Annotated in this window: 22 protein-coding genes and 1 pseudogene; 8 read left to right on the plus strand and 15 right to left on the minus strand. The window is 63.4% G+C overall.

The genetic code is table 11. The annotated features are described in order from the left end of the window. The first annotated feature begins 5 nt into the window (after positions 1 to 5). From ISX93_RS01550 to ISX93_RS01580, 7 genes and pseudogenes are all read left to right on the plus strand, one after another. Positions 6 to 905: a nucleotidyltransferase domain-containing protein gene (locus ISX93_RS01550; protein WP_195776925.1), complete on the plus strand. Its 900-nt coding sequence runs from the start codon at positions 6 to 8 to the stop codon at positions 903 to 905. Next, entirely contained in the window at positions 905 to 1564 is a 660-nt protein-coding gene (locus tag ISX93_RS01555) for a hypothetical protein (RefSeq protein WP_195776926.1), read from the plus strand. The genes ISX93_RS01550 and ISX93_RS01555 overlap by 1 nt, the downstream gene beginning before the upstream one ends. 94 nt (positions 1565 to 1658) lie before the next feature. Continuing rightward, positions 1659 to 2084: a hypothetical protein gene (locus ISX93_RS01560; RefSeq protein WP_195776927.1), complete on the plus strand. Its 426-nt coding sequence runs from the start codon at positions 1659 to 1661 to the stop codon at positions 2082 to 2084. Between the two features lie 79 nt (positions 2085 to 2163). Continuing rightward, positions 2164 to 2718 (plus strand): hypothetical protein, encoded by a 555-nt coding sequence (locus tag ISX93_RS01565; protein WP_195776928.1) that lies wholly within the window; start codon positions 2164 to 2166, stop codon positions 2716 to 2718. A 106-nt stretch (positions 2719 to 2824) separates the two neighbouring features. Continuing rightward, complete coding sequence (locus ISX93_RS01570; protein ID WP_195776929.1) at positions 2825 to 3409, plus strand: hypothetical protein; 585 nt, start codon at positions 2825 to 2827, stop codon at positions 3407 to 3409. 56 nt (positions 3410 to 3465) lie between these two features. Then, positions 3466 to 3687, plus strand: a pseudogene (locus tag ISX93_RS01575) (transporter associated domain-containing protein); the annotation flags it as partial. A gap of 239 nt (positions 3688 to 3926) precedes the next feature. After that, a complete protein-coding gene (locus ISX93_RS01580) occupies positions 3927 to 6164 on the plus strand; it encodes a CHASE2 domain-containing protein (protein WP_195776930.1) in 2238 nt (745 codons plus the stop codon). A gap of 70 nt (positions 6165 to 6234) precedes the next feature. Here the strand turns inward: ISX93_RS01580 and ISX93_RS01585 are convergent, their stop codons facing one another. The 5 genes from ISX93_RS01585 to ISX93_RS01605 all read right to left on the minus strand — a co-directional run bounded on the left by ISX93_RS01585 (position 6235) and on the right by ISX93_RS01605 (position 9488). Then, on the minus strand, positions 6235 to 6672 hold the full coding sequence (locus ISX93_RS01585; RefSeq protein ID WP_195776931.1) for an ATP-binding protein: 438 nt from the start codon (positions 6670 to 6672) through the stop codon (positions 6235 to 6237). Positions 6673 to 6692: 20 nt separating this feature from the next. Further along, positions 6693 to 7037: an STAS domain-containing protein gene (locus ISX93_RS01590; RefSeq protein WP_195776932.1), complete on the minus strand. Its 345-nt coding sequence runs from the start codon at positions 7035 to 7037 to the stop codon at positions 6693 to 6695. A gap of 95 nt (positions 7038 to 7132) precedes the next feature. Next, positions 7133 to 8095 (minus strand): glutaminase A, encoded by a 963-nt coding sequence (gene glsA / locus ISX93_RS01595; protein WP_195776933.1) that lies wholly within the window; start codon positions 8093 to 8095, stop codon positions 7133 to 7135. 159 nt (positions 8096 to 8254) lie between these two features. Beyond that, the gene (locus ISX93_RS01600) at positions 8255 to 9070 is read right to left on the minus strand and encodes an OmpA family protein (RefSeq protein ID WP_195776934.1); all 816 of its coding nucleotides are present in this window, start codon (positions 9068 to 9070) and stop codon (positions 8255 to 8257) included. 52 nt (positions 9071 to 9122) lie between these two features. Beyond that, positions 9123 to 9488 (minus strand): FecR family protein, encoded by a 366-nt coding sequence (locus ISX93_RS01605; protein ID WP_219840970.1) that lies wholly within the window; start codon positions 9486 to 9488, stop codon positions 9123 to 9125. A 468-nt stretch (positions 9489 to 9956) separates the two neighbouring features. On the opposite strand from ISX93_RS01605, the gene ISX93_RS01610 reads away from it, so the two are divergent. After that, positions 9957 to 11039 (plus strand): alkene reductase, encoded by a 1083-nt coding sequence (locus ISX93_RS01610; protein ID WP_195776936.1) that lies wholly within the window; start codon positions 9957 to 9959, stop codon positions 11037 to 11039. A gap of 221 nt (positions 11040 to 11260) precedes the next feature. Here the strand turns inward: ISX93_RS01610 and ISX93_RS01615 are convergent, their stop codons facing one another. The 10 genes from ISX93_RS01615 to ISX93_RS01660 form a co-directional block, all read right to left on the minus strand. Next, the gene (locus ISX93_RS01615; RefSeq protein WP_308705269.1) at positions 11261 to 12607 is read right to left on the minus strand and encodes a hemolysin family protein; all 1347 of its coding nucleotides are present in this window, start codon (positions 12605 to 12607) and stop codon (positions 11261 to 11263) included. Positions 12608 to 13325: 718 nt separating this feature from the next. Beyond that, positions 13326 to 14165 carry an ABC transporter ATP-binding protein gene (locus ISX93_RS01620; RefSeq protein ID WP_195776938.1) on the minus strand — a complete coding sequence of 280 codons (840 nt, stop codon included), beginning with the start codon at positions 14163 to 14165 and terminating at the stop codon, positions 13326 to 13328. A 5-nt stretch (positions 14166 to 14170) separates the two neighbouring features. Continuing rightward, complete coding sequence (locus ISX93_RS01625; RefSeq protein WP_195776939.1) at positions 14171 to 15007, minus strand: ABC transporter permease; 837 nt, start codon at positions 15005 to 15007, stop codon at positions 14171 to 14173. After that, the gene (locus tag ISX93_RS01630; RefSeq protein WP_195776940.1) at positions 15004 to 15765 is read right to left on the minus strand and encodes a hypothetical protein; all 762 of its coding nucleotides are present in this window, start codon (positions 15763 to 15765) and stop codon (positions 15004 to 15006) included. The genes ISX93_RS01625 and ISX93_RS01630 overlap by 4 nt, the downstream gene beginning before the upstream one ends. Beyond that, positions 15762 to 16538 (minus strand): N-acyl homoserine lactonase family protein, encoded by a 777-nt coding sequence (locus tag ISX93_RS01635; protein ID WP_195776941.1) that lies wholly within the window; start codon positions 16536 to 16538, stop codon positions 15762 to 15764. The genes ISX93_RS01630 and ISX93_RS01635 overlap by 4 nt, the downstream gene beginning before the upstream one ends. After that, a complete protein-coding gene (locus ISX93_RS01640; RefSeq protein ID WP_308705270.1) occupies positions 16535 to 17164 on the minus strand; it encodes a cysteine hydrolase family protein in 630 nt (209 codons plus the stop codon). The genes ISX93_RS01635 and ISX93_RS01640 overlap by 4 nt, the downstream gene beginning before the upstream one ends. Next, positions 17161 to 17928: a creatininase gene (locus ISX93_RS01645; protein WP_195776942.1), complete on the minus strand. Its 768-nt coding sequence runs from the start codon at positions 17926 to 17928 to the stop codon at positions 17161 to 17163. Before ISX93_RS01645 ends, ISX93_RS01640 begins: the two co-directional genes overlap by 4 nt. Next, complete coding sequence (locus tag ISX93_RS01650) at positions 17925 to 18806, minus strand: DMT family transporter (protein WP_195776943.1); 882 nt, start codon at positions 18804 to 18806, stop codon at positions 17925 to 17927. Before ISX93_RS01650 ends, ISX93_RS01645 begins: the two co-directional genes overlap by 4 nt. A gap of 2 nt (positions 18807 to 18808) precedes the next feature. Next, on the minus strand, positions 18809 to 19561 hold the full coding sequence (locus tag ISX93_RS01655) for an SDR family NAD(P)-dependent oxidoreductase (RefSeq protein ID WP_195776944.1): 753 nt from the start codon (positions 19559 to 19561) through the stop codon (positions 18809 to 18811). Continuing rightward, positions 19558 to 20334: an SDR family NAD(P)-dependent oxidoreductase gene (locus ISX93_RS01660; protein ID WP_195776945.1), complete on the minus strand. Its 777-nt coding sequence runs from the start codon at positions 20332 to 20334 to the stop codon at positions 19558 to 19560. The genes ISX93_RS01655 and ISX93_RS01660 overlap by 4 nt, the downstream gene beginning before the upstream one ends. Between the last annotated feature and the right edge of the window lie 4 nt (positions 20335 to 20338).

Raw genomic sequence — 20338 nt, forward strand, 5'->3', positions numbered from 1 at the left:
AGAAGATGAGCAGGGATTGGGAATCTGTTTTCAGTACATGGGCGCAGGGGCCAAGCGCTACGGAGCAAGAGCGTTCGGAAAATGCCGAGCGCCAGATACGGGCTGCAATTTCGGCAAGTGAGAAACTCAAGAACAGAGACATTCGCGTATTCACGCAGGGCTCATATAGAAATCGCGTCAATGTCAGGAGAAATAGTGACGTAGATATTGGCGTATTGTGCTTTGACACCTACTTTCCTGAGTATCCAGACGACAATGTTAAGGCGAATCTCTCTGAGAGTTTTGTTCCGGCTACATACACGTATCAAACCTTTAAGAACGAGCTCGAAGTAGCGTTAGTGTCGAAATTTGGTCGCCCGGCAGTAACGCGAGGGAAGAAGGCTTTTGACATCAAGGCAAATACTTACAGGGTGGAGGCTGATGTTGCAGCATTCTTCGAGCACCGTAGATATACATCGGTCTCAAGTTATCTGTCTGGAGTAGAAATGATTCCAGATGATTTTAATCCGGCACGGATACGAAACTGGCCAGAGCAACACTATGAGAATGGTGTTCAGAAAAATAATGAAACGACCAGAACGTATAAGCGAGTAGTAAGAATCCTCAAGACGCTCTCTAACGAGATGGCTGACGCAGGGGTCGCGTCGGCAAAAAATACACCCAGCTTCCTCATTGAATGTTTGGCATTCAATGCGCCAAATTCCGCCTTTGGCTATTCGAGTTACAAGTCGGTCGTTAGAGAAGTCTTGGCAAATCTCTTCAATGACACAATGGATGATAAGAAATGCTCTGAGTGGGGAGAGGTCAGTGAGCTGAAATATTTGTTTCGGGGCTCACAGCCATGGACAAGAGCAACGGCGCATCAATTTCTCAATGATGCATGGAACTACATAGGGTATGAATAATGCTAACTAGACTTCATATTTCCTCATTTATTGGGCTAACAATTCTTGTTTGGTTGGTTGCCTTGTGGGTGCAAGGAATCTCTGTTCTGTCGGCAGATTTTCTAAAACCTTTTGGCTTGGTTGTTGGTGCAATATCTATCATCGTTACGGTATTCAATAAATATCTTTGGGCTCAGCCCTGGCTGCGAGGGTGGTATGTAAAGCGTCCAGATTTGAGGGGAACTTGGGAGGTGGAGTTGCTCAGTAGTTGGGTCAATCCAGACACAGGGCAGCCGATTCCCCCCATTAAGGCCTATGCCGTTATACGGCAGTCGCTCACATCACTTAGTTTTCGGCTAATGACCAAAGAGTCTAGATCTGTCCTGATTGCTCATAGCATCGAGCCACAAGAAGATGACGAGCTTTATAAGTTAGTTGGGGTTTATCGCAACGAGCCAAAAATTGAACTTCAGGGCGTCCGTAGTGAAATGCACCATGGATCATTCGCGCTAGAAATTCACGGGACGCCTGTTTACGAATTGCAAGGTCACTACTGGACCGACAGAGGCACGAAGGGAAGCATGCGTCTCTTCAAGAATGATAAGAAATGCTATGACACCTATGAGCAGGCAAGTAATCAGCACGGTACCCAACAATTCGCTGCAGGCCGACGTCCCTGACGGGCCGCGGCCTGAGCTCAGACGTTAGCTACATTGCTATATCCCGCGCTGAAAAAATCAAATATTTTTGCGCAATGATCTTGCAAGGAAAAACATGTCAAGTAGATGCAGCAATTGTGGACTTCCAACCGAATCTGGAAAATGTTGTTTTTTCAGTGCGCCGGAGGAAAATTTCAAAGAAGACCTAAAAGCCAACTACTTTAAGGCTGCTGGCGAATTCGCATCCGCAAAAGGACTTTCTAACTTTGTTTGGCGTCAACTTTTAAATGCAAAGCATAGTGAAAATAAGGCATGGTCTGAAAAACAGTACGCAATATCAAATATCGCACCTAGTTACGCTAAAAAATATGACTCAATAATTTCCGAAAAAAATAAAGAAATCGAATACCAAAAAAACCTAATAACAAAATTACAGCATATGCTCCTAAACTCTGAGCCACCTGCAACAAACACTGAAAAAACACACACCACTTCAGGTTGTACTATTTGCGGTTCAAAAATCGGATGCTATTGCAAATAATGCAGCTAACAAGGCGCTCACTGGGACGACGTACCGCCGCCCCTTAGCTTAATCGTTGGGCATCTGAATGATCTTATCCATGCTTCGTTACGCCGCCCTTCTATTCGCCAGCGTCCTATTGCCTGGTTGCGCATGGTACGTCTACGACGCCACAAACAGACCGGTCGCATCAAGCATCGTCGGCAGGTGTTTTGCGCTGCGCGAGAATGCGATCCTTTCGGGGTACGCCGGCTACTCCCTTGTACACATGCTTAACCTGGTCGGTGCCAACGAATGCACCCCACAAGAGGTTGCGCCCACGACCAAAGACGAGGAGCGCTACAAGTTCAGCGGTATGCGGTATCCCAAGTGTATCTGGGTCCCGGTCGCGAATGTCGCGAAGGACACGATGTTCAGAGTCACGGCGGTCACGGAAGACCCCCGGGGAGGGCAATGGACCAAAGGAGGGATCGTGCGATGCTGGAAGGTGGACATCACGTTCATCAGCGGTCCGCACGCTGGCATTCGGACTGGTATACCTGCGTGCCGCTTCGATTTTCCCGAATCTGAGCTATGGGTCCGGATGAAATCGGGGCACGAGTACGTCGAGCCGTTAGAGCTTTCCGACGGCGTCGCAAGACCCTGCGCGGAATAGCGGAAGTGATGCCCAACATTCGGCTGCAGCGGACGCGCGGAACGGTGGGGTCCTGCTTCACTTGCGCAGTTGCCGCGCGCCGCTGAGCCGAGGCGTTAGCTCTCTTATGAAGAATTCCGAGTATTTCAGAACAGATACCGAGCATGACGCCGCGTTCTCCTTGGTCGCCGCATCTGACTTCTTGGCTCTCGCCGACAAGAAACCGCACTACTGGAGATGGGTTGTGCTGGCAGTGCACTCGGCTGTGCAAGGCTCGCTCGCTCTAGCCCTAACAAACGGAAATATCTTGCACGTACAAAAGCCGAGTGTTTTAAGCCGCTTGCTCGCTGCACTTGAAAGTAAAGGTCAGAATCTAAACTTTCCCAACCCACATATGGACAACTTTCTGCGCCTCTACGCAAAGGCAAAGCAGGTTGATTTCCTCCGCAGCGGCGCAACCCCGCTGCCGGCAGACGAGCGACACGAAAGAGCACTGATGTCGCTTGATGAGATGCGAGACGAGTTCGCCCACTTCAACTCCAAGTCATGGAGCATTGAGATTGCTCACATCGCCGAAACTGTGGCAGTTGCATGCGAGGTGATCGAGCACGTTTTTAGGAGTGGCGCCGCCCTATGGCACAGCGATGAATTAGAAGCAGAGGCCTCTCGCGCTCTTGAGTCATTAAAAGCGGCTCTGTCGGGCGAGAGCTAAAAAACTAAAGGGGTCGGAGTGATTTATTTATATTCACTCCGACCCCTTTATGGACCGAGCTGCTGGAGCGCGGCGACACCCCACTGTTCAAGGTCGCGCGCCTGCTCGGCATCGACCTCGACCTTGTCCAGGCCGACACCCTCGCCGGGCTAATCTACGAGGCGCTGAACCGCGTTCCCGAGGAAGAGGAAGTGCTGGAAGCCGAAGGCCTGCGCATCATCGTGAAGAAGATGAAAGGCCCGAAGATCCTGCTGGCCAAGGTGCTCAGGCTGGATTGAAGCCACGGCGCCGGATTGCCCGGCCGTGACCGGTTGCCGGAAGCGGCCGCCGCGGGCCCGGCAGCACCCCTGAAGCGGCCATTCCAGAGCGGCCCGGCGCACTTCAAATAGCCACCTCCGGCAGCCCGCAGCACCTATACTGAGGCCGTCAGGTTGACTGTCGCGCGCAGGGGTTGGCTCAACTCCGTCTCTGCTTCCTGGCCATGGTTGGGTGACTGTTTTTCGACGGAGGCAAGCGCGTGCCGCGACTACTACAACGATTGCTTGCAGGCAGTGTCCAGGTTGGTCGCATCGGCCAGGGCCGGCCGGCCGCCGCTGGCGTGCTGCTGCTGGCCTTGCTGGGGCTGGGCGTGGCCGACCTGGCGCCGCTCCGGTCGGCACGCCTGGCCCTGTTCGACCACTACCAGCGCATGGCCCCACGGCAGGTGCAGGCGCAGCCGGTGGCAATCATCGAAATCGATGAAGCGACCCTCGGCGCACTGGGCCAATGGCCATGGCCGCGCAATTACCTGGCGGCGCTGATCGATGCGATTGCCGCGCACCAGCCCGCGGCCATCGGTCTCGACATCATCATGCCCGAGGCCGACCATGCCTCGCCGCAGGCGGTCGCCGAGTCGCGCCCGGATCTTCCCGAGCCGGTGCTGCAAGTCCTGCTCGATGCCGCCTCCAATGACCGCCTGCTGAGCAATAGCCTGGCCAGCGCACCGACCGTCCTCGGCGCTGCCGGGTTTTCCTTTCGCACCTCGGCCACCCTCGACGGATTGCGCACCCGGGTGCTGAACACGCCGGGCGAGAATCCGCTGCCCTGGCTGAAGAACTACCCCTATGTGCTGGCCAGCCTGCCGGAGTTCCAGGCCGCCGCGCGCGGCCAGGCCCTGATTTCCAGCGACCCGGAAGACGGCATCGTGCGGCGCATGGCGCTGCTGGCGGCGATCAACCACTCGGTGACCCCGGGCCTTTCCCTGGAAATGCTGCGCGTGGCCAGCGCCACCCCGCACCTTGTGGTGGAGAGCGGCCAACATGGCGTCGAGGCGGTGCGCGTCGGTGCCACGCGCATTCCGCTGCAAGCGGATGGCGAGGCCTGGGTGCACTTCGACCAGGGTTCGCGGCAGCGCTACATTTCCGCGCTCAGCCTGCTCAAGGGCGAGGTGGCCGGGCCGCGCATTGCCGGCAAGCTGGTGCTGGTCGGCCTGACCGGCCTGGGCCTGCAGGACATGATCACCACCCCGCTGGGTGACCGCCGCCCCGGCGTCGAAGCCCACGCACAACTGCTGGAAAGTTTCGCCGATGGTCACTTCCTGCGCCGGCCCTGGTGGATGCAGGGCGCCGAGCTGGGCCTTCTGCTGGGCGCCGGTGCAATGCTGATCGCCCTGTTGCCCGGCCAGCGCCGGCACCGCCAGCACCCGCCGCCGGGCGCCGGCAATGCGGCCCAGGCCGCAGCCGCAGCTGGCGTGGAAAAGCGCAAGCGCAGGCGCTCCAGTAGCCCTGTCCGCCCGCAACGCTTTGTCCTGGTCACGCTGTTGCTGGCGCTCCTGCTGTGGGGCAGCGGGCTCGCCCTGTTTCGCTGGAGCGGCCTGCTGTTCGATGGGCTGAACCTGTTTTTCGGGCTCGCCGCCGTGCTCGCCAGCCTGTTCTTCAGTGCCCTCATCGAGTATGAACAGCAACGCAAGGAAGCCGAAAGCGCCTTGCAGGAACAACGCCTCAAGGGCGCCAAGCTGGCCGGCGAACTGGAGGCGGCCCGACGCATCCAGCTGGGTACGCTGCCCGTGGCCAGCGAGCTGTTCGGGCAGGAAGCCCGCTTCCAGATCGAAGCCGTGCTGGAGCCGGCGCGGCAGGTGGGCGGGGACCTCTACGACTTCTTCATGCTCGATGAGCAGCGCCTGTTCTTCATGATCGGCGACGTGTCCGGCAAAGGCCTGCCGGCCAGCCTGTTCATGCTGGTGACCAAGGCCCTGACCAAAAGCACCGCCCTGCGCAGCAGCGCCGGCATTGGCAGCATCATCAACCAGACCAACCAGGAAATGGCCCGGGAAAACCCGGAGACGCTGTTCGTCACCGCGGTGGCCGGCATCCTCGACGTGCACAGCGGCAGCCTCGAACTGGTCAATGCCGGACACGACACGCCCTGGCTGATCGACCCCCGGGGCGGGGTGCGCAGCATCAGCGGCGCCGGCGGGCCGCCCCTGGGAATCATGGAAGACTTCGACTATCCGGTCATCCATCTGCAGCTCGCCATGGGCGAGACCCTGCTGCTGTTCACCGACGGCATTACCGAGGCGATGGACCGCGACAACCAGCTGTACGGGCTGGAGCGGGTCACCACCCTGCTGCAACGCGAGAACCGCAGCAATGCGCCGGACAGCCTGGCCGCCGCGCTGCGTGAAGATGTGCGCCGCTTTGTCGGCGACACCGAAGCCTCCGACGACCTGACCCTGCTGCTCGTCAACTGGAAGGGGACGGGCCTCTGCCCGGCCTAGCGGTCGGCCTGGCCGCGCCGGACAGCCGGCTTCGGCGCCAGCCTGCGCCGGCCTGGCTGGCGCCAGCCAGTCACTCGGTGCGCCAGCGTACGGCGAAGGTCAGCTGGTTGCGGCCCTCGCTGTAGCGATAGCTCAGGGCATCGGCAAAGGTGCGCATCATCGACACACCCAGGCCGCCAGGTTCGGCTTCGGCCAGCGACTGCGGGCGCGTCCTGGACGGCAGCCCCAGCGGATCGCAGGCAGTCCCCTCGTCGGATACGGTGATGGCGGCCTCCCGGCTGGCGGCAGCCTGGCGCACGGCAAAATCCAGCCGGATTGGCGCCGCCCGCGCGGCGCTGCCGCCGTGCTCCAGCACATTGGCCAAGGCTTCGTTGAGGCAGATATCCAGGCAGTTGAGTTGTTCTGCGGGCACGCCAAACTCCTCGCCTACGCTGGATACCCAGCATGCGGCGTTACGGATTTCAGCGGCAACCGCCTGGATGGTGAAGGTGGCAACAGCTTCAGCCACAGCGGCTCCTCGCGTGCGGTTCAGGCCAGCGCAGCCTTGTCGGCGTCGTCCAGGTCCTTGAACATGGGCAACAGCTGGTTGATGTTGGTGGTCTCCAGGATCCGCGCGATCAGGCCGTTGTCACCGACAAACAGCACCATGCGCCCGCCGCGGCGCTGCAGGTTCTTGGCATTGCTGATCAGCTCGCGGATGCCCATCGACGCCAGGAAGGTGACCGCCGTCAGGTCCACCACCACCCGGCGTTTCTCGCTGCAGGCCAGCTCGGCAAAGCGTGCCGAAATCTCGTCGATGCCCTGAATATCCAGGCGATTGGCCAGGAATACCCGGCGCAGGCTTGAGTCAACATCATGGTAATCAATGGTCATGGTCATTCAGCCAGAGTGAAGTGAGTCGAGCCAGCGGCTCGGCATGGGACAGCCGCTACTGCTCCGCCACGGCGTGCCGGACAGGCGACGGCCATTTACAGCATGGCCTTGAGATAACTGGAGCCCATGTTCATGCAGTCGAACACATGCAGCCCCAATTCATTGGCCAGATCGACACAGACTTCGATCCCGCGGCAGCTGTTGCCCCGCGCATCCAGCCGCGGCGAGTAGGTGGCGAAGCCGAGCTGGCGGTTGACCACGCTCATGACGCCACCACTGACCCCGCTTTTGGCCGGCACCCCCACCTTGTAGGCCCACTCGCCGGAATAGTCGTAGAGGCCGCAGGTGAACATGATCGAGAGCATGTCCTTGACCCGGTCGATGTCGTACACATCGACCCCGGTAAACGGATTCTTGCCCAGGTTGGACAGCGTGGCGCCCATCACGGCCAGGTCGCGGGTATTGACCAGGATCGAGCATTGCTTGAAGTACAGGTCCAGGGCCTGCTCGACCTTTTCCTCGACCATGCCGAAGTTGAGCAGCAGGTGGGCAATGGCCCGATTGCGGTGGCCGGTGCGCTTTTCCGACTGATAGACCGCCTCGTCCACGCTCAGCGGATGCCCGGCAGCCGCGCTGAACCTGGCCAGCAGCTGCTCCAGGGCCTCGTCGCCGTAGTGTTCGTAGAGCAGGGCGCTGACCGTGATGGCCCCGGCATTGATCATCGGGTTGAACGGCCGGTGCGAGTCCTTCTCCAGCTGGATGGAGTTGAACACATCGCCACTCGGCTCAACGCCCACCCGCGCCGAGACCTTCGCGTGGCCGTGCAGCTCGATGGCCATGCCGTAGGTGAAGGGCTTGGAGATCGACTGGATGGTGAACGGCCGGGTGGAGTCACCCGCTTCGAAGATCTGCCCGTCTGCCGTCGCCAGGCTGATGCCGAAATCATTCGGGTTGGCCTTGCCGAGCTCCGGAATATAGCTGGCAACCTCGCCAGCATTGTGCGGCAGGTGTTTGGCGTACATCTGATCAATAAGCGGCTGAAGCCAATCATTCTTCATGTTATGCCCACGCAGCAGGTCTGACTGTCAGTGAAAACCGCATGTTCCCGGGCCCGGCGCAACGCCACGCAGGCAACCGGGCAAGCTGGAAAACACGCCACTTTGCGCACTCCTTTTGTGCGCCACGCTCCCTTACCGTGCGTGCCGGTCCGCGCCGGTTCAGCGCAGATTGATTTCCACGCGGCGGTTCTTCGCCTCGGCGACCCCGTCGGCGCTCGGCACCAGCGGCTCGCGCTCACCCACCCCGACCACACTGAAATGCTGGTCAGACACGCCTTCAGCCACCAGCAGATTGCGCATGGCTTCGGCACGTTGCAGCGAAAGGGCATCGTTGTAGGCGTCATCGCCAACGCTGTCGGTATGACCGATCGCGGTGATTTCCGGCACCGCGCGCGCCTGCAGGTCCGCCTGCAAGCGCTGCAGGGTGAGCCTGGAGTCGGCCGTCAGCTGCACCTCGCCACTGACAAAATACAGCTCGTACGACGCCGGGCGTTGCGGTTGCGCAGCCAGGGCCTCGGCATAGGTCGCATTGACCGTCGCGGCGCCTTGCTCGGTCGCCAGCAGCTGCCCGTCGTCCAGCAGCACCGCAGCCGCATACGGCCGGTCCAGCAGCTGTTCGCCGGCGGCGGTTTTCACCAGCAGGGCGCTGGGGCTGCCGTCGCGGTTGGGCAACAGCACGATCTGCTCGGTCGCCGCCGGTGGCACGGCCTGGGGCGCACAGCCATTGGGCTGCACCGCGCTGCCGGTCGGGGTGTCGGCGCATTGATCGCGCCGATCGAAGACGCCATCGCCATCCTGGTCGCCGTCCTGGGCGTAGCAAATCAGGCCCAGCACCGTGCACAACGGCCAGTTGCCCTGATTCAGCCAGGCATTGCCCTCGCTGCGGGTGCTGCTGCAACCGGCCAGTGCCGCGCAGGCCAACAGCAGCGCGGCAGCCCCCCGGTAATCGCTAATTCTCGTGCTGAACAGGGGCATGGCAGACCTCATGGAAAGCTTCCGGACGGATGGGTGCTGGCAACTGCCAGCGCTACTGCGGCTTGGCCTGGATGACGAATTCGGTGCCGCGCACCCCGAGAATCGCTGTCGGGGTCCGGTAGGTCACCGCTTGCGGGGAAGCCTTCGACAACTTGCCGGAGACCACGGCCAGGGTGCCGCGCTTGAGCGAACTGTCCAGCTCGCCTTGACTGGTGGTGCTGTCAAAGACGAAGCGATTGATCGCCAGGGTCGATTGCGGGCCGGCCGAGAGCAGGGTGCCGTCCTGCAGGGTGATGCCGACCGCGCTATCCGCGCCGGTCACGATCACATCGGCCACCAGCACCGGGCTGCCGGCTTGCGCCTGCAGCGTCTGCCCGGCCCGCTGGATCGACACGGCCCCCTTGGTCGACTTGACCATTCCCGCAGCACCGGTTTCCGCAGCAAGGAGTGTGGGGACAAAGAGTGCAAGGCAGAGAACCGCACCCACTCCGCAGGCTGTAAGGCGCATGGCAAATCTCCCGTCTGAAAGCTGACCGGATATTCACAGCAATAAGCATGCCTTAACCCGGATAATCCTGCGGGAGGAGCGGGCGGATACCGCCCGGATCAAACCGGCTCGACAGGGATTGGCAGCGCGGGTTGCAGGACAGGGAGCGGGCAGCAAAGACTGTGGACATGCCCGCCCGGGGTTGGCGCATGGCATGTGCAGTCGGGGGCAATGATCGCTTTCGCGAATCAATCGGAATACCCTCCGACCCCATTAACGACCCCCCACTAACGTTTTCCGCTTGCCGGGCAGGTAACCGGCAGTATTCAATTCGCGGGCGGGCCCGGCAGGCACAGCTGGTGCATGCCCCAGGTTTTTGCCACCATCACGGAGCCTTGTATGCAAGCCTTGTTCAACCCCCTGCAGGTGGGCGCGCTGCTGCTGCCCAACCGTATCCTGATGGCCCCCCTGACGCGCACCCGCGCCGAAGCCGGGCATGTCCCCGGCGAGCTGATGGCCGAGCATTACGCACAGCGCGCCTCTGCCGGTTTGCTGATCGCCGAAGCGACCATGGTCATGCCGGGCAACTCGGCATTCAACACCGAGCCGGGCATTTATTCTGCCGAACAGATTGCCGGCTGGAAGAAAACCACCGATGCCGTGCATGCCGCCGGCGGGCGCATCTTTTTGCAGCTCTGGCACGGTGGGAGGGCCTGTCACCCACTGCTCAACGAGGGTGCCGAGCCGGTCGGACCCAGCGCCATTGCCATCACCAACGACGAACTGCATACCCCCTCAGGCAAGGTGCCGTATGTGCTGCCGCGGGTGCTGCGCGATGACGAATTGCCGGGAATTGTCGCCGGCTTCAGGCAGGCGGCGGTGAATGCCAAGGCCGCCGGTTTTGATGGCGTCGAAGTGCACGGGGCCAACGGTTACCTGCTCGATGAGTTTCTGCGTGACGGCAGCAACAAGCGCAGCGGTCCTTACGGCGGACCACTGGAGAACCGTGCGCGCCTGCTGCTGGAAGTCATTGAGGCGGTGAGCGCGGTGTATGGCAGCGACCGGGTTGGCGTGCGCATCTCGCCGCTGAACAGCTTCAACAGCATGCAGGACAGTGATCCGCTCGGGCTGACCGCCTGGCTGGCAGAGCGCCTGAATGATTTCCGGCTGGCCTATCTGCACGTCATGCGCGCCGACTTTTTGGGCCAGCAAAGCGGTGATGTGATGACCCCGGCGCGGGCACATTTCAAGGGCGTGCTGATCGGCAACATGGGTTACAGCCCTGCCGAAGCTGCAGAGGCGATTGCTGCCGGCAAACTGGATGCAGTGGCCTTTGGCGCCACCTACCTGGCCAACCCCGATTTGCCCGAACGCATCCGTGCCAGTGCCGCCCTCAACGCGCCTGATCCGGCCACCTTCTACACCCCGGGAGCAGCGGGCTACAACGACTACCCGAGGATGGTCGAGGGCAGCGCGGCCTAGCCAAAAGGAGCCAAAAGGGGGCGGAGTGATTTATTGTCTTCGCCTCTTTTGCCTGTCCCTTGCCAGGGCGGGTTGCCCCCGCCCTGCACCGCATTTTCATTCACGCCAGGCGCTTTGTTAGCCCCTTTGCCAGTTCGCCAGAGCGCCAGGTTTGCTGCAGGGCGCAGCGTTAACCGCGCCTGCCCCTCCGCGGGACTGCAGCAGGCGTTATCTGCATTTCTTCACGGCAGACTCGAGTCAACTTCGCCTTCTTCAGTCTTTTCGACGGGTGTAGCGAGTACCTTGTCAATTCGCTTGCCATCCATGTCGGCCACCTCAAACATCCAGCCGTCCCACTGTACGCGGTCGGTGGTTGCGGGAACCCGTCCCAAGAGCAACATGATCATGCCGGACACCGTGTGAAAGCGCCCTTTGTCCTCCTCGGGAACGGTCTTGAGCGCCAGACGATCCTTCATCTCGGGGATGGGGATGGCGCCATCGAGCAGCCAAGAACCATCGTGCCTTTGCACCGCCCAGGAGTCCTCCGCATTGTTGGGGGTGAACTCGCCGGTCACGGCTTCGAGGACGTCTTGCAGGGTGACGATCCCCTCTACTTCGCCGTATTCATCGATCACGAATGCCATCTGCATGCCGCTGGCGCGGAACTGCTCCAGCAACTCCATGCCGGTGAGGGTTTCCGGCACGTACACACAGGGGTGCAATTGCACGGTGAAGTCGGGTCTTTCCCCTTTGGCCAGGCAAGCAAAAGCCTGTTTGGCGTGGACCACGCCGAGCAAGTTGTTTAGCCCGCCATCACAGACCGGAAAGCGGGAGTGCTCCGACTCGATCATCATCTGGATGTTTTCTTCCGGCGTCTTGCGTACGTCGACATACACAAGGGCCGAGCGCGGGATCATCAGCGAGCCAAGCTGGCGGTCGTCCAGGCGGAACACGTTGCGCACCATCTCGTGCTGATGCTGCTCGATGACGCCGGACTCCGAACCCTCTTCGAGCATGGCGTGGATCTCTTCCTCGGTTACCCCGGAATTGCTGACCAGGCGTACGCCCATGATGCGCAGGATCGCGTGGGTCGACCAGGACAGCAGCAACACAAACGGGCGGGTCAGGAAGGCCAGGGTCACCATCGGTCTCGCCACCAGGCGGGCAATGGCTTCAGGGTTGAGTTGGCCGATGCGCTTGGGCACCAGTTCGCCGATCACGATGGACACGTAGGTGATTACGATCACCACCCCTGCAGTAGCGCCGATGCTGGCTGTGGCACTCGCCACACCAAATGTCTGCAGCCAGGTGGCTAGCGGCGCGGCGAGTACGGCCTCGCCGACGATGCCATTGAGGATGCCAATGGAGGTGATGCCGATCTGGATGGTCGAGAGGAATTTGGTCGGATCCTCGCCAAGCTTCAACGCCACGGCGGAGGCGGAATCGCCATCGGCAGCCAGCTTCATCAAGCGAGCCTTTCTGGCAGCGACAAGGGCTATTTCCGACATGGCCAACAGGCCATTGAGGACAATCAGAAAAGCCAATGCAAAAAGTTCCACGCTTGTTCTCCTGGCGCGTCTTCGGCGCACTAAACATTTATTCGAGCAGACCGATTACGGCGTCAATCGCCTTTGCCGTGCAATGCGCTCAAGCGCTGCGAGGCTAGCGTCTTGCCCGTCCAAAGCCAACATGAAAACCGGGGCGGCATTGCCGGCGCGCGGTTGCCCATCGGCTCGATGGGCCTTGAGCAGCTCAAGCACCCGCTGTTTCTTGGGGGCGAAGCACGGCGGGAGCCTGTCTTCGGGCGCTGTGCATCCAAGGAATTCGCCATGCAGGTCGCTCGTGAGTGCAGCACGCATGACGTCGTGGAAGCTGGCGAGATCAATGGGTCCGAAATGATCCAGCGGGGTGGTGCTACAACTGGGGGGCTCGGACGGGGAAGGCATTTGGATAAGTTGCTAACTGCGGGAAAAAAGCATAACTGCGATTGCCGCGTGAACCGCTGGCTTATTGTTTACAAGCTGTGTTCTTGCTTCATTTGCAGCACTAGCTGCGGGTCACAGAGCCATTCGGGTCGGCGTGACTTATTTCTATTCACCTCGCCCCCTTTGCCTGCTCGCTCGCCAGGGCGGGTGCAACCCGCCGCCCTGCACAAGCGGTCCGGCTGGCGACCAGCAAGCAACCCGGACGTTCGTCTGGCGGTAAAAGCTGCGCAGCTTCCCACCCTGCGAAAGTCTGGATGCCCCTAACAACGTTTACGTGTCCACCCGCTGCTGTAATTGACCCCTCCAGGCGTAACCAGCGCCCTCACCCCGTCGTGCGCGTCAGCTGCTCCAGCAGTTCCAGGTCGGTGTTCATCCCCGAGGTTTCGCGGATGCGCGCGAGGATCTGCCGCTTGAGGCCGAGGAACTCCGGCGCGAGCTTCATGTCCTGCTGCCGCTGCGCCGGCAGCGGCACCTCGTAGATGCTGTCGATGCGCCCGGGGCGCGGCGCCATCAGCACCACGCGGCCGCCGAGGTAGATGGCCTCCTCGACGTCGTGGGTGACGAACAGGATGGTGCTCTTTTCCAGGCGGTGCACATGGCGGATCAGGTCGTGCATCACCTCGCGGGTCTGCGCATCCAGCGCGCCGAAGGGTTCGTCCATCAGCAGGATCTGCGGCTTGGGCATCAGCGCCCGGGCAATCGCCACGCGCTGCTGCATGCCGCCGGAGAGCTGGTTGGGATAGGCCTCGCTGAAGGCCGACAGGCCCATCAGGCGCAGCAGGGCATCGGCGCGGCCGCAGGCCACCTCGATATCCGCATCGCTGCGCACGCTGTCGGACACCACCTTGAGCTGGCGGCAGAACTTGATGTTCTGCATCACCTTCAGCCACGGGTACAGGCTGTAGTGCTGAAAGACCATGGCGCGGTCGATGCCGGGACGGTCCACCGCCCGACCGTCGACGCGGATTTCACCGCTGCTGTGCTGCTCGAGGCCGCCGATGCAGCGCAGCAGGGTCGACTTGCCGCAGCCGGAGGCGCCGACGAAGGTGATGAACTCGTTGGCCTGGATATCCAGGCTTACCTCCTGCAGCGCCTGTACCGGCCGGCCCTGGCTGTGGAAGGTCTTGCTCACCTGGCGGATCTGGATCTTTGCAGTGCTCATCGGATTTACCTCTTCAGCCAGGGGAAGGCCGCGCGGCCGAGCCAGCGGAACGCCTGGTCGGTGAGCAGGCCGATGATGCCGATCAGGATGATGCCGGCGAAGATCTTGTCGGTGTGCATATAGCGCTGCGCCTTGAGGATGGCGTAGCCGAGGCCGGAGTTGGCGGCCACCAGTTCGGCCACCACCAGGTAGGTCCAGGCCCAGCCGCAGGTGATGCGCAGGGTGTCGAGCAGTGCCGGGCGCGCCGACGGCAACACCACCAGCTTGACGATTTCGCTGCGGTTGGCGCCCATGGTCTGCGCCGCCTCGATCTGCGCCATGGGCACGCGGCGCACATCCTCGGCAACCATCAGCACCATCTGGAAGAAGGTGCCGATGAAGATGATGAGGATCTTCGAGCCCTCGTCGATGCCGACCCAGAGCATCACCAGCGGAATGAACGCCACCGCCGGCATGTAGCGGATGAAGTCGGTCAGCGGCTCGAGGAACGCCTGCACCGGCCGGTAGGTGCCGATATACAGGCCCAGCGGCAGGGCGAGCAGCGCCGAGGCGCCGAAACCGCCCATCACCCGCCAGATGCTGATGCCGATATCGGCGAGCAGGCCTTCCTCGCTCCACCAGCGGCCGACCCGCGCCAGCACCGCTTCGGGGCCGGGCATGAACATCGGGTTGGCCAGGCCCAGCGCGGTATAGCCCCACCAGATCAGCAGCGGCAGGATCAGCCCGGCCGCCGCCAGGCTCCAGAGGGTGCTGCGCGGCAACTCGCCACGGATCACCCACCAGCGCGCCGGCGCCGCGCGTACGGCCGGCAGCGGGGTGGGCAAGGGTTGATGGGCGCTCATGTCAGGCACTCCTGCACAGGGAAAAATTCGGGAAGCTCGCGGCAGCGCCAGCCGCCTGCCGGCGGCCTGCCGCCGAGCGTGGACAGCACCGCCGCGCTGCGCAGCCGGGCGCTCTGGTCGGGGTCGATCCCGGCGGCCAGCAAGGCCTGGCCGGCGCGCCCGGGCAGGGTCGACAGCTCGATGCGCCATGGCTGCCGGCCGTGTCGGTGGCGGCCGAAGGACAGCTCGAAATCCAGCAGCGGCGCCGGCCCGGAGGCCTGCGCCAGCAACGCCTGCAGCGAGTCGGCGTGCGGCAGCGCCAGCGTGCGGCCGGCGGCAAACAGGAAGTAGTCGCCGGCCAGCAACAGGCAGCCCTGGCGACCATCGGCGGCCTGCAGCCATTGCCCCCAGTTGCGCCCGAGGGAATCCGGCAGGCGCTCCCAGACTTCGTGGTAGCTGCCGTCGAGGCCGTCCTCGAGCAGGTAGTCCGGGCGCTCGAAGTGCATGCGGCCGATATCGGCGCGCCCGCTGGGCGGCTGGAAATCGATCGCGCGGTGCCACTGGCAGTGCGCGCCGCTGACCTCGCTGATCCCGGCAAACCCGCCCTGGCTAGCCAGCTCGTCCGGGGTGCGCGGGGCCGGCCGGGGGATGCGCAGGTCGGCAAACAGCCGCGCGGTCTGCAGCCAGTAGACCTGCGTGGTGCAGTCGCGCAGGCCGGCGCCGGTAGTCAGGAGGGTGCGCTGCCAGACGCCCAGGTAGGCTTGCGGAACGCTGTTCATGCATGGAACTCCGGAAACTGCCGCAGGCCGCGGAAAAACGCCATGTCGTGGTTCGGCCAGAGCTCGGCGCCGGTCTCGCGGGCCAGCGCCTTGAGCTTGCGGATGCTGGCCAGGGCCAGATCCTCGCGCGCCTGCCAGAGGGTGCCCGGGGCGATTTCCTGGTCGAGGTTTTCCATCAGGTCCGCCGCATCGCCGGCGAGGATCACCGGCTTGCCCTGCGGCAGTTCGATCAGCAGCGACATGTGCCCGGCGGTATGCCCGGGGCTGTTGATGGCGCGCACCCCGGGCAGCAGATCGTATTCGTCGGTCTGCACCTTCCAGCGGTAATCAGCGGCAAAGTCATCGGCGAAATAGGCCTCGTCAGCCTGCGCACGGGCGGCTTCGAGTTCGGCGGCGTGCACATGCACCTCGGCGCCGCACACCTCGCAGAGGCCGCCGGCGTGGTCGAAATGCAGGTGGCCGAGGAACACCAGGTCGATGTCCGCCGGGGTCAGGCCGAGGCGGGCGAAGTGCGCCGGCAGGCGTTGCTCCTCGCTCATCTGCGGCGCGCCCATGGGGAAGTCGCCGTACCAGCGCTGGCGCAGCAGCGGGTCGGCGATCTTGCGGTAATCGCAGCCGACGTCGTAGAGGATCCGACCGTGGCGGGTCTCGATCAGGTAGGCGAGGATCGGCGCGTCGATCTGCGTGCCGTGGCCGCGCTGCCAGGTGGAAATCGACTTGTCATAGCGGTGGGTGGCGGTCAGCAGCGGCCACAGCCGGGTTACCTGGGTCATGTCTGCGACTCCCATTCGGCGAGGATCTGCTGGCTGTCACGCACACGGCCGAACAGCCCGCCTTCGACTTCGACCATGGCCAACGCCGCCGCATGCAACTCGGGGTAAGGTGAAGCGCAGGCATCACTGACCAGTGTGCAGGCATAGCCGCGCTCAACCGCATCACGCAGCGTCGAGGACACGCAGACCTCGGTGGTCACACCGGTGACCACCAGCGCCGTAATACCCCGATTACGCAGCAGCAAATCCAGATCGGTGCTGGCAAAGGCACTGTAGCCGGGCTTGTCGACCACCGGCTCGCCAGTCAGCGGCTGCAGTTCGTCGATCAGATCATGGCCATACTCGCCACGCACCAACAGCCGCCCCAGCGGACCCTGAGTGCCTATCGCTGCGCCCGCATTGGCGGCGCGCAAGCGCTTGCACTCGGTCAGATCGGACAAATCCGCGCGATGCCCCTCGCGGGTATGAATCACCAGCAGGCCACGCTCACGGGCCGCCGCCAGCAGGCGTTGCAAAACCGGAATCGGCGCGCGCAGCAGGCTCACATCCAGCCCTGCCAGATCGGCATAGCCACCGGGCGCACAGAAGTCGCGCTGCATGTCGATCACCAGCAGCGCCGCGTTCACAGCTTGAACTCCTTGCGCACCGCGGCGGCGATGCCGGCACAGATGTCGCCGGCCATGCGCGCACCTTTGGCGGCGGTCGAGCCCCTTGCCGAGGACAGCACGCCGGAGGCTGGCACCCACTCGGTGCGGGTCGGGTACATGTCGTAGGGCGGGAAATCGGCGGGCGGCTCGTCGGGAATCAGGTCGATGCGCACCAGCTGCGGCAGATAATGCAGCATCAGCGAGGTCTCGATCACTGCCGCGTGTTCCAGCGCGAAGCCGGGGAAGCCGTCGGGGAACACGGCAGCCAGCGTCTGCTCGGTGCAGAAGTCCCAGTGCTCCAGGCGCATGACTTCCAGCGCGGTGGCCTGACCCAGTTCACGCATGGCCAGCTGGATGCCTTCGGTGACGAACCACTGGTTCTCGTAATGGCCGTCGACCAGCACCAGCCGGGTCACGCCATGGCGGGCGAACTCGCGCACAGCATCACGCACCAGGGCGATCAGGGTCTGCCCGTCGAGGCTGGTGGTGCCGCAGAAATGCTGGCCGCCGCCGCACTTGGGTTGCGACTTGTAGCCGTAGGACAGCGCCGGTGCGACCAGCCCGCCGACCTGCGCGGCGACGTCCTCGCACAGCGCACTGGCCAGCAGCGCATCGGTACCCAGCGGCAGGTGCGGACCGTGCTGTTCGGTGGCGCCGCAGGGCAGAAACACCACCGGGGAATCTTCGCGCACACGGCGGGCGTATTCGACCCAGCTGAGCTGGTCCATGCGTACACAGGTCATGGTTTTGCCTCACAAGGAATCAGGGATTCTCGCGGCGGGCGCGCCGCCAGCAGCGCGGCCAGCAACACCAGTGCGCCGCCGCTCCATTCACGCAGGCCGAGCTCACGCTCGCCCAGCCAGGCGGCGCTGAGGACCGCCGCCAGCAGCTCGACCACCACCAGCACCGCTGCGCGGCTGGCCTCGACGTGACTGAAACCGTATTGCGCGGCGCCCATAGCGACCAGCCAGAACAGGCCGAACAGCGCGACCTGCCCCCACAGCAGCGGCGACATGGCGGGCAGGCTGACCTCCTGCAGCAGGCAGAACAGGGCACTGAACAGGGCGCTACCGACAAAGGCCACCACCGCCTTGCTCAGCAGCGGTACCTGTTCGGCGGCCCGCGTGGCCAGGTTGTTCAGGGCAAACGCCAGGCCGGCACTCAGCGCCAGCCAGTCGGCCGCTTGCAGCTCGGCAAGACTGTCGCGGCTGACGCCCAGGGTCAGGCCGATGCCGAGCATGGCCAGCAGCAGCGCGCCAACGCGCAGGCCGGTCAGCTGCTCGCCAAGCAGCAGCCAGCCGCCGAGCAGGCCCCAGACTGGCGCCAGATAGAACAGCAGCATGGCGCGCACCACATCGCCTTCGGACAGAGCGCCGACCAAGCCGGCCGTGGCCCAGCCGCCGAACACGCCGATCGCCAGCAAGCCGCGCCACTGCGCCCGCCAACCGGCGCGCTGCCAGTAAAGCAGCGGCAGCGCCAGCAGGCTGAGCAGGCCATAGGTGGCCAGCACCACCGGCATGCCGCTCAGGCCCAGTCCGGCAAAATGCTGCAGCGGCATCCAGCCCAGCCCCCAAATAATGGCGCCCAGCAGCAGGACAATTTCCGGCTTCAGCCAGCCCATGCTCAGCCCCCCATCCAGGCGCCGCCATTGGCGCCGAGCATCTGCCCGTGGAAGAAGCTGGCCTGCGGCGACAGCAGGAACAGCACGGCGGCGGCGATTTCCTCGGGCCGACCCAGACGGCCGGCCGGGATGGCGCTTTCCCGGGCGAGCATTGCTTCGCTCATGTTTTCCACCGAGACCATCGGCGTATCCACCGGCCCTGGCGCCACGCCGTTGATACGGATCGCCGGCGCGAACTCGCGGGCGAGTGCCTTGGTCAGGCCGATCACCCCGGCCTTCGCCGTGCAGTAGGCGGCATAGCGCTCACGCCCCAGCTGGCCGAGTTCGGAGGCGATATTGACGATGCGGCCACTGCCGCGCGCCTGCATGTGCCGCAAGGCCAGCCGGCAACAGCGGTAGACACCGCCCAGATCGACGCCGAGCACCTGCGCCCAGTCGTCCTCGTCGGTATCGACGAAGTCCTTTTCCAGAATGATGCCGGCGTTGTTGACCAGAATATCCAGCGGCCCGGCGGCGAGAATCTGCGCAAACATCGCGCTGACTTGCGCCGGGTCGGCGACATCGGCCGGCACCGCGGTGGCATGGCCTCCGGCCGCCTCGATCTCAGCCACCAGCCGCGCCGCCGCGTCAGCCTGCTGCAGATGGTTGAGCCACACCTGCGCACCGGCGCCGGCCAGTGCCAGCGCAATGGCCCGACCAATGCCCTGCGTCGCACCGGTGACCAGTGCGACCTGCCCCGCCAGCGGCGCGTTCAATGCATCACCTCGCCATGGCTGACCGACAACGCCTGGCCGGTCAACGGTGCGGCCAGCGGGCTGCCGAGAAACAGGAAGGTGCCGGCCAGATCCGCTGGCGTGAGCAATTCCGGCACCGCCTGCGCCGCCAGAATCAGCGCCAGCTCCTCGGCCTCGCTGCGCCCGCTGGTCCGCGCCATCACCCGCAGCGAACGCATGGCCGCCTCGGTGCCAATCCAGCCGGGGCATACCGCATTCACGCGGATGTGACGCGGGCCAAGCTCCCACGCCAGCGCGCGGGTCAGGCCGATCACCGCATGCTTGCTTGCCACATACGCGGAAAAGCCCGGCACACCCTTCAGGCCCCAGATCGAGGCCTGGTTGATCACGCTGCTGCCGGCCTTGAGCTGGTGTTGCAGCGCGCGGGTCAGGCGCAGCATCGAGGCCACGTTGTTGTCCAGCAGCGCCTGCCACTGCGCATCGGCGGCGCTGCCGATATCGCTCAGCGGCGTGACGTACTCGACGCCGGCGTTGTTGATCAGCACGTCGAGCCGCGTGTTGCCGCGCCGCGCGGCGAAGTCGGCAATCGCCACGCTGTCGCCCAGCTCAACCACTGCCGCGCTGACCCGGGTCAGCCCGGCCAGTTCGGCCGCTACAACGGCCAGTGCCTCGGCATTGCGGTCAAGCAGCTCGAGCGTCGCGCCCTGCTCGGCAAACGCCCGCGCCAGGCCGCGGCCGATGCCGCTGGCGGCACCGGTCAGGAGCACCACCTTGCCCTGATAGTCGAGGCTCATCCGC

This window comes from Pseudomonas sp. N040 (assembly GCF_015637705.1).
In the GTDB taxonomy this organism is placed as follows: domain Bacteria; phylum Pseudomonadota; class Gammaproteobacteria; order Pseudomonadales; family Pseudomonadaceae; genus Aquipseudomonas.